13 protein-coding genes are annotated in these 11,065 nt (G+C 40.6%); 8 read left to right on the top strand and 5 right to left on the bottom strand.

The features are described 5' to 3' along the window. Positions 1-159: 159 nt before the first annotated feature. Together EEJ45_RS17420 and EEJ45_RS17415 are read left to right on the top strand one after the other, a co-directional pair. A complete protein-coding gene (locus tag EEJ45_RS17420) occupies positions 160-693 on the top strand; it encodes a superoxide dismutase family protein (protein ID WP_124566025.1) in 534 nt (177 codons plus the stop codon). Positions 694-885: 192 nt separating this feature from the next. Then, positions 886-1,140, top strand: a complete 255-nt coding sequence (locus EEJ45_RS17415; RefSeq protein WP_246000018.1) for a DUF1871 family protein — start codon at positions 886-888, stop codon at positions 1,138-1,140. Positions 1,141-1,204: 64 nt separating this feature from the next. On the opposite strand, the gene EEJ45_RS17410 is transcribed toward EEJ45_RS17415, so the two are convergent. Together EEJ45_RS17410 and EEJ45_RS17405 are read right to left on the bottom strand one after the other, a co-directional pair. Then, positions 1,205-2,044: an alpha/beta hydrolase gene (locus EEJ45_RS17410; RefSeq protein ID WP_124566024.1), complete on the bottom strand. Its 840-nt coding sequence runs from the start codon at positions 2,042-2,044 to the stop codon at positions 1,205-1,207. A 93-nt stretch (positions 2,045-2,137) separates the two neighbouring features. Beyond that, on the bottom strand, positions 2,138-3,106 hold the full coding sequence (locus tag EEJ45_RS17405; RefSeq protein WP_124566023.1) for a 2-hydroxyacid dehydrogenase: 969 nt from the start codon (positions 3,104-3,106) through the stop codon (positions 2,138-2,140). 143 nt (positions 3,107-3,249) lie between these two features. Here EEJ45_RS17405 and EEJ45_RS17400 point away from each other — a divergent pair, with 143 nt between their 5' ends. From EEJ45_RS17400 to yugI, 3 genes are all read left to right on the top strand, one after another. Then, the gene (locus EEJ45_RS17400; RefSeq protein WP_124566022.1) at positions 3,250-3,744 is read left to right on the top strand and encodes an Lrp/AsnC family transcriptional regulator; all 495 of its coding nucleotides are present in this window, start codon (positions 3,250-3,252) and stop codon (positions 3,742-3,744) included. Next, positions 3,741-4,940, top strand: coding sequence for an aminotransferase (locus EEJ45_RS17395; RefSeq protein ID WP_124566021.1), 1,200 nt, complete (start codon positions 3,741-3,743; stop codon positions 4,938-4,940). The genes EEJ45_RS17400 and EEJ45_RS17395 overlap by 4 nt, the downstream gene beginning before the upstream one ends. 138 nt (positions 4,941-5,078) lie before the next feature. Next, positions 5,079-5,447, top strand: a complete 369-nt coding sequence (gene yugI / locus EEJ45_RS17390) for a S1 domain-containing post-transcriptional regulator GSP13 (protein ID WP_124566020.1) — start codon at positions 5,079-5,081, stop codon at positions 5,445-5,447. A 30-nt stretch (positions 5,448-5,477) separates the two neighbouring features. Here the strand turns inward: yugI and EEJ45_RS17385 are convergent, their stop codons facing one another. After that, positions 5,478-5,711, bottom strand: a complete 234-nt coding sequence (locus tag EEJ45_RS17385) for a DUF378 domain-containing protein (protein WP_124566019.1) — start codon at positions 5,709-5,711, stop codon at positions 5,478-5,480. Positions 5,712-5,839: 128 nt separating this feature from the next. Here EEJ45_RS17385 and EEJ45_RS17380 point away from each other — a divergent pair, with 128 nt between their 5' ends. The 3 genes from EEJ45_RS17380 to EEJ45_RS17370 all read left to right on the top strand — a co-directional run bounded on the left by EEJ45_RS17380 (position 5,840) and on the right by EEJ45_RS17370 (position 9,007). Beyond that, positions 5,840-7,003, top strand: a complete 1,164-nt coding sequence (locus EEJ45_RS17380; protein ID WP_124566018.1) for an iron-containing alcohol dehydrogenase — start codon at positions 5,840-5,842, stop codon at positions 7,001-7,003. A gap of 159 nt (positions 7,004-7,162) precedes the next feature. Next, positions 7,163-8,512: a glucose-6-phosphate isomerase gene (locus tag EEJ45_RS17375; RefSeq protein WP_124566017.1), complete on the top strand. Its 1,350-nt coding sequence runs from the start codon at positions 7,163-7,165 to the stop codon at positions 8,510-8,512. An 84-nt stretch (positions 8,513-8,596) separates the two neighbouring features. Continuing rightward, positions 8,597-9,007, top strand: a complete 411-nt coding sequence (locus tag EEJ45_RS17370; RefSeq protein WP_124566016.1) for a YugN-like family protein — start codon at positions 8,597-8,599, stop codon at positions 9,005-9,007. On the opposite strand, the gene EEJ45_RS17365 is transcribed toward EEJ45_RS17370, so the two are convergent. Both EEJ45_RS17365 and EEJ45_RS17360 read right to left on the bottom strand, forming a co-directional pair. Beyond that, complete coding sequence (locus tag EEJ45_RS17365) at positions 8,997-9,953, bottom strand: potassium channel family protein (RefSeq protein WP_124566015.1); 957 nt, start codon at positions 9,951-9,953, stop codon at positions 8,997-8,999. The genes EEJ45_RS17370 and EEJ45_RS17365 overlap by 11 nt on opposite strands. Positions 9,954-10,017: 64 nt before the next feature. Beyond that, positions 10,018-10,698, bottom strand: a complete 681-nt coding sequence (locus EEJ45_RS17360) for an MgtC/SapB family protein (protein ID WP_124566014.1) — start codon at positions 10,696-10,698, stop codon at positions 10,018-10,020. Positions 10,699-11,065 lie beyond the last annotated feature (367 nt).

The following is an 11,065-nucleotide window of genomic DNA, read 5'->3' as shown; positions in this document are numbered from 1 at the left end:
TGTCCAGCTGCGCCTCCTAGGCACTGCCATCTAAGAACCTCAGCCGCAAAAAGGCAAAAAAGCGCCTTTTAGGGCTGAACGAGCCACTTTCGCTTTTCTTCGTATGTTTCTCTTTTGTAGGGATAATATAAGAGAAGAATATATGTTGGAGGATATGGTATGTGGAAACAGCTTGTTGTAGGTGTGTCTTTTGTAGTGACAGCAGCATGTAGTCAGGGGAATCCAAAGGAAGTGGAGGTTAAGCTTCGCAATGCGGCGGGTGATGAGGTTGGCATGGCTACGATGTCAGAGCAACCAGGTGGTGTGAAAATTCAAGTGAAGGCAAAAGGGTTTGATCCAGGACCGCACGGATTTCATGTTCATGGGGTAGGAGAATGTAAGGCGCCGAATTTTGCCTCAGCTGGAAACCATTTTAATCCCGACGAAAAAGAGCATGGTTTGTTGAATGCAAGAGGTGCTGAAAACGGAGATTTACCTAATTTAATGGCAAATGAGCAGGGGGAAATTAAAGCTGAAGTTATGGCACCGAATATTTCTTTTAAGGAAGGCAAAAAAACGATGTATCGAAAAAGCGGTACAGCACTTATTATTACTGAAAATGCCGATGACGGGATGACACAGCCTACAGGAAATTCAGGAAAGCGTCTGGCATGTGGTGTAATTACGAAAAAAGTAAAGGGATACAAAGAGTAAACGTGAGGCTTCCTCACGTTTTTATATATAAAAGGGGTGTGGTGTATGCGAGGAAATAGTCAGAGATTTGATCAATTATAAGTACCTGATGCGCAATTTTTGTGCGCTCTTGCAAGTAGTGCTGTTATGTTAGAAAAGCTACTTGTAATAATATATGGTAATATAAAAGAAAATAGAGTAGGGGGCATTTTCATGGACAGCGCATATGTAAAGATGGTCCAGCATGTAAAAGAGTGGGATCCGTTTCGGTTTGGCCCGGAATTTTATGAAACAGAAGCTAGCGATGTGGTGCAAGTCGTGAGTGAATTTGATGATCCAGATTATATTGCTGCAAAGATTCAACATATTTATTTTATGTCATTTGAGGAAGTGCTCGATATTAACAAATGCAAGGAGCTTGCAAAGCAATTGCTTGTGATAAAAGAAACAGATCGCTGTCAATTTTAAAAAAGAAGGTGACCCAAAATGGCTCACCTTCTTTAGTGTAAATAGAACGTTACAAGTAAGTCTATCACATACCCACAAATTCGATAATATTTTCATATACGTCAAACGGTTTTTCTTCCGGCAGGAGGTGTCCTGTCTTTTTGTATGAAATAAACCGCGAGTTTTCCAAATCCTGATGAAGTCGTCGTCCGACATCAATTGGTACAACGCGATCCTCCTCCCCCCAAATTAAAAGAGAGGGTGTTTTAATCTGCTTAAGATCTAGTGAAGGCAAATCACCTTCCCGATCGCGAATCATCCGCGTAAGTGCTTGAAAAATACGGTCGTCATAAAAAGGGGCTGCATATCCTTCCATCATCTCCTCATCAATTAGTTCTGCATCATGTACAACATTTAATAAATTATGCAGTACGCCTTTACGAACTAACCAATTTTTCACATACAAATAAAAGAACGGTAAATAAGAAGAGTAAATCAGAGATGGGTTAGCTTTAGTCAAGTAGCTTGAGCTGCAAAGGAGAACAGTTTTATCAACTAAATCCTCTCGCAAGTGGCTTACATATAGAGAAATTTGTCCACCCATGGAGTGACCGACAAGAATCACCTTTTTCAGCTCAAGATGCTCAATCAATTGAATGACAAGGTTAGCCAAGTTACGATACGAATACGTAAAGCGCGTTGATTTTTCACTTTTACCGAACGGGGGTAAATCAAGTGCAATAACAGTCCCTTTTTGTGCTAATAAGGGAATGAGTCGCCGATAGCTAAAGGTAGAAGAAAGAAAACCGTGAATTAATACATAGGTCGGCTGCTCTTCATCAGGATTGTAATTGTACAGCTCATAATGAACGGTAATGTTGTGAATAGAGAAGGTGAAGTGAGAAGGAATGTGTGTTGTTTTCATAGTCATCACTCCGTTGTTTTTAGTTCATATCATCTCCACTTCTTAGCCTTCTATCCCCGCCAAAAGCAGGAAAGAGATGCCGAAGCATCTCTTTTAACGTAATTCATTTACGAGATAAGGCGGGGTTTCACCTGATAGCGCTGCAACTAAATTTTCCGCTGCAGTCATAGCCATTTTGCGTCTTGTTTTAAGTGTAGCCGAACCAATATGAGGTAATGTAACTATATTTCTCAAACGTAGCAGTGGGTTATCAGCAGGTGTAGGTTCTTGTTCAAATGTATCGATACCAGCAGCGTAGATCTCTCCGTTTTGCAACGCTGCAATTAACGCAGTTTCATCCACTGTTTGTCCACGTGAAGCATTAATGAACACAGCCGATGATTTCATTAGCTGAAACTCCCGCGCCCCAATGAGATGATAGGTGCTTTCTGTTAGTGGTGTCATTAATACAATAAAATCTGATTGTGTTAATACTTCATCTAGTGAGCCATAGCGCGCATCAAATATACGCTCAGTCTCTGGTTTTCGTGAACGATTGTGATAAAGAATATTCATATTAAAACCAAATCGCGCCCGTTTTGCAACAGCTTCTCCAATTCGTCCCATGCCAATAATACCAAGTGTAGCGCCGTGCACATCCAGACCGAAATGCTCTTTGCTGATTTCTTTTTGCCAATGACCTGCTTTAACATAGGCATCGAGTTCACAAATGCGGCGGGCTGCGGTTAACATGAGACCGAAAATTAAGTCAGCCACCGTTTCATCCAGAACATATGGGGTATTGGTCCCAATGATTCCTCTCTCCTTCATAGCCACCAAATCGAAGTTATCGTAGCCGACAGAAATGTTACTGACAGCACGTAGTCGTGGTGCTGCACGAAGTAGTTCATCATCAATTTTGGCACCAAAATTCAGCAACCCGTCTTTATCACTAACACGTTGTAACAACTCTTCACGAGAAATCTTTCCCGGTCCTCGCCATTTTTCGTAGGTACAGTGCTGAGCAAGATATGCCTCAACGTTTTTTGGTATCGGCTCTGATATGTAAATATGTGGTTTCATTTTCGCCATCCCCTTTCCCTTTTATTTTTACATAAATAATTGGAAAAGTCTCATTTCCGATAAGAAAACAGAAATTTTCAAATTGAAAAAATATATTGTATACTGTGAAGTGGTATATGCCAAAAGAGAAAAGGGGTTATTACATGAATGCAAAAGAGTTAGAGCTACTAGAGTGTCTAGAAAAAAATAGTCGTTTACCTATTGATGTATTAGCAAAGATGCTAGATACGAGTGCGGAAGATGTAAAACATATGATGAAAAAGCTAGAACAGGAGCAAGTCATTGTAGATTATGTCACACTAGTTGACTGGACAAAAGTAAAGGAGCAAGAAGGGCTAACTGCGATGATTGATGTAAAAGTGACACCAAAGCGCGGGGTAGGGTTTGATGAAATTGCCGAAAAAATTTATCGCCACCCGGAAGTCAAATCTGTGTATTTAATGTCGGGTGCGTATGATTTATCGATTGTAATTGAGGGGAAAACAATGTCTGAAGTAGCCTCTTTTGTAGCGCAAAAGTTATCAACATTAGACTCTGTTGTATCTACCACAACACATTTTATCTTAAAAAAATATAAACATGACGGCGTTATTTATAATAATGATAATGATGATAAACGAATTGTGGTGACACCATGAGCTTTACACTATCACATACCGCACAAAATCTGCAGCCGTCTGGCATTCGTAAGTTTTTTGACTTGGCATCTGGTATGGAGGGCGTAATCTCTCTTGGTGTTGGCGAACCGGATTTTGTTACAGCATGGCAGGTGCGTGAAGCCTGCATTCGTTCTTTAGAAGAAGGCTATACAGCTTATACGGCGAACGCGGGATTGCCAGTCTTACGCCGCGAAACCGCCAAATACTTACAACGTCGATTCGATATAACATACAATCCAGATACACAAGTGTTAATCACGGTTGGTGCAAGTCAAGCGCTTGATGTCGCGCTTCGCACTATTATAAATCCCGGTGATGAGGTTATTATCATTGAACCAAGCTTTGTATCTTATGCACCACTTGTTGTCCTAGCAGGCGGGGTACCTGTTCCTATTTCTACCAAGCCTGAAAATGACTTTAAACTGCAGCCGGAAGAGTTAGAAGCTGCGCTTACAATTCGCACAAAAGCGATGATTTTATGTTCGCCCAATAATCCAACAGGAACGGTGTTGAGTAAAGAAGAACAAGAGCGCATTGCTGCTGTTGTAAAAAGATATAACTTGATTGTTTTATCCGACGAAATTTATGCTGAGCTTGTGTATGATGAGCCTTATACAAGCTTTGCAGCAATTGAAGGGATGTATGAGCATACAATTTTAATTTCAGGTTTTTCTAAAGGTTTTGCGATGACAGGGTGGCGTTTAGGAATTATCGCTGCACCTGAATTTTTCTTAGCACCGATGCTGAAAATTCATCAATACACGCTTATGTGTGCTCCCACCATGTCGCAATTTGCGGCAGTTGAAGCACTCCGAAGCGGCGAACGTGATGTAAAAGAAATGAAAAAAAGCTACAGACAAAGACGTAATTTTATTACAAAATCGTTTAATGAAATGGGATTATCCTGTCATATACCGGGTGGCGCTTTCTATGCATTTCCATCCATCACGGCAACGGGTTTGTCTTCTGAACAATTTGCAGAGCAACTGTTGTTGGAAGAAAAAGTTGCGGTTGTTCCTGGTTCTGTGTTTGGGGAAAGCGGGGAAGGGTTTATTCGTTGTTCTTATGCCACATCCATGGAGCAATTGATAGAGGCAATGAACCGTATCGCCCGTTTTGTACAAAAAAAAGACAAAACGCAACGCGCTTTGTCTAAAAAAGGGGGGGAATACTAGAAAGCCATGTGCTAGTATTATATCCATAAAATGTAAGATTTATACATGTTAAAGAAAATTAATGTGTTTTGAATGAAATAGGCGGACGTGGTATAATTTACTAATAGGGAAAATAGGTGCAGTTATAGGAGTGTTACTATGCCACGAAAATATGAATGTGGAGAAATTGTGACAGGAACGGTGACCGGTATTCAAACATACGGTGCATTTGTTTCCTTAGATGATACGACACAAGGATTAATTCATATATCGGAAATTACAAACGGGTATGTGAAGGACGTAGGCAATTTTTTAAAAGTGGGCGATGTTATTGAAGTTCGCGTTCTGTCAACTGATTATGCAAACGGTAAGATTAGTTTGTCTTTAAAAGCTGCATATGAAGAGCAACCGGTGCGAAGAAAAACAACGATGAAGGTGCCAAAACCGGCTTCAGATGGATTTAACACATTGCGAAAGAAATTAAATGAATGGATTGAGCAGTCGCAGCGGCAAAACGCGACGAAATAAAAAAGACAGGGATGTCCCTGTCTTTTTTATTTAACGGACATGTCGTGCTTCCGGGTGTGTACCCAGTTCTTCCGACGGTTTAAATAGAAGTCCTAAATTTATTAATCCGGCTAACCCGACAAGACCATATACGATGCGAGCCAACGCTGTATCTTGTCCGCCAAAGATTGCCGCTACTAAGTCAAATTGGAAAAAGCCAATAAGCCCCCAATTCAATGCCCCGATTACTGTTAATACTAAAGCAATTCGCTGCAATGTACTCATGAAGTTTACCTCCTTGTTGTTCGTTCGAGTATAGGATGAGTTATTCGATCCACTCTTATGCAAATATTTTTGGTAAATGAGATTTTTTTGGTAAGGTAAAGATAAGACATAAAAAAGGAGGAAGACACATGCAAAATTTTTCGTTTCACAACCCGACTAAATTGATATTTGGAAAAGGACAATTAGAACAATTAAAAACAGAGGTACCAAAGTACGGTATAAACGTATTGTTCGTTTATGGCGGTGGCAGTATTAAACGCAGCGGGCTATATGAAGAGGTTATGAATGTACTGCGAGAAATAGGGGCAACAGTAACAGAATTAAGCGGCGTTGAGCCGAACCCGCGTATTACGACGGTTCGAAAAGGTGTAGCGCTTTGTAAAGAGAATGATATCAACTTTATCTTGGCTGTTGGGGGCGGCAGTGTAATTGACTGCGTAAAAGCTATTGCAGCCGGCGCGAAATACGAGGGTGATGCATGGGATTTGGTAACGAAAAAAGCATTCGCGACAGAAGCGCTTCCGTTTGGTACAGTGTTAACCTTGGCTGCAACTGGCTCCGAGATGAATGCAGGCTCTGTTATTACCAATTGGGAAACAAAGGAGAAATATGGCTGGGGCAGCCCTGTTACTTTCCCGACATTTTCTATATTAGATCCAACGTACACGTTTACGGTGCCGCGTAATCAAACTATTTATGGCATTGTAGATATCATGTCTCACGTCATTGAACAATATTTCCATCAAGGTACCAACACACCTCTTCAGGATCGCTATTGCGAATCGTTGTTGCAAACTGTCATGGAAGCAGCACCGAAGCTGTTAGATGATTTAGAGAGCTATGAACATCGCGCAACAATTTTATATGCAGGTACAATGGCGTTAAATGGCACCTTGTCCATGGGTGTGCGCGGAGACTGGGCTACGCACAATATTGAGCATGCCGTGTCTGCTGTATACGACATTCCGCACGGCGGCGGTCTGGCAATTTTATTCCCGCACTGGATGGAGCATGTACTAGATGAAAATATCGCACGGTTTAAACAATTTGCTGAGCGTGTGTTCCACATTGATAGTGCAGGTAAGGATGACCGTGAAGTGGCGCTTGCAGGTATTCAAGCATTGCGCGCGTTCTGGACTTCCATTGGTGCGCCGGCACGCCTTAGTGATTATGATATAGACGATTCACAATTGGAGTTAATGGCAGAGAAAACGGTTGTATACGGTCCGTTTGGAAACTTTAAAAAGCTGACAAAAGAAGATGTACTGGCGATTTACCGAGCTGCTCTTTAAGGAGCAGCTTTTTTATGCAGCTAGAAAGTAAGGCTTTATGCTTTTTTGGTCAAACTATCTATATGTGTTTGCGCTTACACTTTACTGTACGCTTGATTTAGCGCTTTTGTTTCGTTAAAGTGTAGTAGGAATGATTTATTTTACAATGGAGGGACATGTATGACGCATATTCAATTTGATTACTCAAAAGCGTTGGGATTTATTAGCGAGCATGAGCTTACATACTTACGTGATGCAGTAAAAGTGTCACATCACGCAATTCATGAAAAAACAGGAGCAGGTAATGATTTCTTAGGCTGGGTAGACCTGCCGAAAGCTTATGATCGTGAAGAATTTGCGCGCATTCAAAAAAGCGCAGCGAAAATTCAAAGCGATTCCGATATTTTATTGGTAGTTGGTATCGGTGGTTCTTACTTAGGAGCACGCGCGGCAATTGAAATGCTGAATCATTCATTCTACAACATGCTAGCAAAAGAGGAGCGTAAAGCACCGCAAATTATTTTCGTCGGTCAAAACATTAGCTCTACTTATATGAGAGACTTAATGGATGTGTTAGAAGGAAAAGACTTCTCCATTAACGTTATCTCTAAATCCGGTACAACAACGGAGCCTGCAATTGCATTCCGCATTTTCCGCAAAGTGTTAGAAGAGAAATATGGTAAAGAAGAAGCAAGACGCCGTATTTATGCAACGACGGATCGTGCGCGTGGCGCATTAAAAACATTGGCGGATGAAGAAGGATACGAAACATTCGTGATTCCAGATGATGTAGGCGGACGTTTCTCTGTATTGACAGCGGTAGGTTTGTTACCGATTGCGGCAAGTGGCTTGAATATTGAAGAAATGATGAACGGTGCGGCACAAGCGAGCGAAGACTTCAGCGCATCTGAATTGGAAGAGAATGCAGCATATCAATATGCGGCAGTTCGTAATGCGCTTTACAACAAAGGAAAAACGATTGAAATGCTAATCAACTATGAGCCAGCATTGCAGTACTTCGCAGAATGGTGGAAGCAGTTGTTTGGTGAGAGTGAAGGAAAAGATCAAAAAGGAATTTATCCTTCTTCGGCAAACTTCTCAACAGATTTGCACTCTTTGGGACAATACGTACAAGAAGGACGCCGTGACCTGTTTGAAACAGTGATTAACGTAGAAACACCTCGTCATGCATTGGAATTGCAGGAAGAGCAATCCGATTTGGATGGACTAAACTACTTGGCAGGCCACACTGTTGACTTTGTAAACAAAAAAGCATTTGAAGGCACCTTGCTCGCACATACGGACGGCGGCGTACCGAACTTAATCGTGACGGTACCGCGTCTGGATGAGTATACATTCGGCTATCTTGTATACTTCTTTGAAAAAGCTTGCGCAATGAGTGGCTACCTCCTTGGTGTAAATCCGTTTGATCAGCCGGGTGTAGAAGCATACAAAAAGAATATGTTCGCATTATTAGGGAAACCAGGCTTTGAGGAATTAAAAGCAGAATTGGAATCTCGCTTAAAATAAACAAAACGCAGGAGCAGTCCTGCGTTTTTTGTTTGGGAATTTGGGGAAAGATAACGACAAAGAAATTAGAAAAGAGGGCCGTTCATGATTGCATTAGAATCAAAACTTGAAGGACAAACTTATCAATTGTACAAGCTAGAACAAATTTTAAAGCCACTGGGATACGACATTGGCGGAAATTGGGACTATGAAACAGGCTCATTTGATTACAAAATAGATGAAAAAGAAGGGTATCAATTTTTACGTGTGCCTTTTGAAGCGATAAGTGGGCAACTGGATGCAAAAGGAACGATGGTGCGCATTGGTACGCCCTATCTACTTTCTCATGTGTACCAAGAAAACCTCGATGACAATGTAAACACATTTACAGCGGGTTTTACCTCACTCGATCAGTTTTCTGAGCCAAAGGACCCAGATGGAAAAGTGGATGAAAAGTATGTTGATGTGGGTAAAGCCTTGCTTCGTGAACTAGAAGATGCACTCCTTACTTCTTGACAGTAAGGAGTGCATCTTTTTCTTGCAGTAAAAAAGTAGATCCTGGGTTAATGAGTTGTTCAGTATCGCGCTGAATTCCAATTAGGAGTTTGTCATCTTGAAGCAGTGTAATGGCCAAATCACCAAAGGTACGCCCTGCTTGATTCGGAAGTGAAGGAAGCATGCAAAGTAAATGCGGTGATAGGGTGTTTTCTTCAATTAGACGGGCTTTTTTCATGAAAGTGCTGCTAATAAGTTTATTTGCCTCAATAACTTTATCAGCGCCTGCGCGCTTTGTATTCTCTACTTGTGTGGTCGTCAAAATTTCTGCGATGCAGTATAAATGAGAGTTTAAACTTTTTGCTGTTAGTACATTTAAAATAGTTTGTGCATCTGCCTCTTTTTCTTTTTTTTCTTTGTCAGCTGTTACAATAATGGTTGTTGCTTTAGATATGCCTGCACGCATTAAAGTCTCATCGTGATGAGGACATCCTTTGATGAAAAAGAGATGCGAATAATCTCGTGGTAACACAGATAGTGTCTCATCAACCAATACAATTGGATTCTTTGTTTGTTCTACAATGAGTTTCGTGCGTTCATTCCAACCAATGAGGATAATGTGATTTCGAAATCCGCAAACACCTTGTCCTTTTTGTTTCATATATTGTCGACTAACTAGTTCTGTAGAAAATGAAATCATATAATATGATCCAAATCCTGTTCCTAGTAGAATAAGTAAAATTGCAGTTGTTTTTCCTGTTAAGGTTTTAGGAACAAGGTCTCCATAGCCGACGGTAAATACAGTAACAACTGCCCACCAAATTCCATCAAAAAAAGTTGGAAAAACAGACGGTTCAATATAATGAATGATGATACCGAATCCGATAATGGTAGAAATTAATATAGTTAAAATACGAATGAGTACGGATAAGCGAAAGATATTTAAAATGGATGTATTGTTATCCAAAGGCTTTCCCTCCAAAAATAGGGCTAACCTCTATTGTATCCAAATTCATCATTATACAAACTCTTTATACGCTCTCAACCTCTGCTTCTGTTACATTGACAATGGATTGAACAGAAAAGTACACATCTACAGTTCTCACATTTTGATGAACAGATAATTTAGCTTGTAAAAAGTGTGCCCCGTTGTGTAAAGTTTTCAGTCTCATATTCTTCACTTTTATTTCCATGCTTTCAATTTGTTCCATTACCTTTGGTATATTTTCTATATTATCAATAACAAGCTTTAATCCTAACTCCCTTTGTCGCAGTTGTTTAGGGCCAATCACTTTCATCACCAGTGGGATAATTTCTACGCTAAGTATAAGAAAAACCATGCCTGTAAAGGCTTCTACGTAAAAGCCTGCCCCTACCGTAATACCGATGCCAGCAGCGCCCCAAATCATAGCGGCAGTAGTTAAGCCAGCTACGCTGTCATTGCCACGGCGTAAGATAACGCCGCCTCCTAAAAATCCAATACCAGATACAATTTGTGCTGCGAGTCTGAGCGGATCTGTGCGAATATGATCGGGAGCCGGTAAGGTATAGGAAGCTTGAATGGAGACGATGGTTAATAAACAACTAATAATAGAAATTACTAAGCACGTTTTTAATCCTAAAGGTTTCTGTCGCAATTCTCTTTCCAGACCGATAATAAAGCCCAATAGAGCAGATAGACCGAGTTTAATAAGCGCATCGTGATAATCCACATTCATCTCTCCTGTTCATGCATGTCGTGGTCATGTAGATGATTGAAATAAGAAGTTGTAGTCCATGTATATGGGAAACCGATAGAAATTTCCCATAAAGATAAAAAATATAAAAAAGGTATTGCATTAAAAAAAAAGGCATGGTATATTAATCTTCGTCGCCGATGGGCGAACAAAAAATAAAAACAAAAAAGTTTGACTTTGTTTTTATGAGATGATATTATGATGAAGTCGCCTTAAGCGGCACATTAGTTCTTTGAAAACTGAACGAAGTACAAAACGTCAACATTTATTTTAGCTAGACAAACACTTTTATGGAGAGTTTGATCCTGGCTCAGGATGAACGCTGGCGGCGTGCCTAATACAT

This window comes from Ectobacillus antri (assembly GCF_003852715.1).
Lineage (GTDB): Bacteria > Bacillota > Bacilli > Bacillales > Bacillaceae_G > Ectobacillus > Ectobacillus antri.
Note: the sequence above shows the minus strand (reverse complement) of the source record. Positions and strands in the feature narration are given on the sequence as shown.

Excerpts from the sequence above, each read along its gene's own strand:
- EEJ45_RS17420 (WP_124566025.1), top strand. The coding sequence starts at position 160 with ATGTGGAAACAGCTTGTTGTAGGTGTGTCTTTTGTAGTGACAGCAGCA.
- EEJ45_RS17415 (WP_246000018.1), top strand. The coding sequence starts at position 886 with ATGGACAGCGCATATGTAAAGATGGTCCAGCATGTAAAAGAGTGGGAT.
- EEJ45_RS17410 (WP_124566024.1), bottom strand. The coding sequence starts at position 2,044 with ATGAAAACAACACACATTCCTTCTCACTTCACCTTCTCTATTCACAAC.
- EEJ45_RS17405 (WP_124566023.1), bottom strand. The coding sequence starts at position 3,106 with ATGAAACCACATATTTACATATCAGAGCCGATACCAAAAAACGTTGAG.
- EEJ45_RS17400 (WP_124566022.1), top strand. The coding sequence starts at position 3,250 with ATGAATGCAAAAGAGTTAGAGCTACTAGAGTGTCTAGAAAAAAATAGT.
- EEJ45_RS17395 (WP_124566021.1), top strand. The coding sequence starts at position 3,741 with ATGAGCTTTACACTATCACATACCGCACAAAATCTGCAGCCGTCTGGC.
- yugI (WP_124566020.1), top strand. The coding sequence starts at position 5,079 with ATGCCACGAAAATATGAATGTGGAGAAATTGTGACAGGAACGGTGACC.
- EEJ45_RS17385 (WP_124566019.1), bottom strand. The coding sequence starts at position 5,711 with ATGAGTACATTGCAGCGAATTGCTTTAGTATTAACAGTAATCGGGGCA.
- EEJ45_RS17380 (WP_124566018.1), top strand. The coding sequence starts at position 5,840 with ATGCAAAATTTTTCGTTTCACAACCCGACTAAATTGATATTTGGAAAA.
- EEJ45_RS17375 (WP_124566017.1), top strand. The coding sequence starts at position 7,163 with ATGACGCATATTCAATTTGATTACTCAAAAGCGTTGGGATTTATTAGC.
- EEJ45_RS17370 (WP_124566016.1), top strand. The coding sequence starts at position 8,597 with ATGATTGCATTAGAATCAAAACTTGAAGGACAAACTTATCAATTGTAC.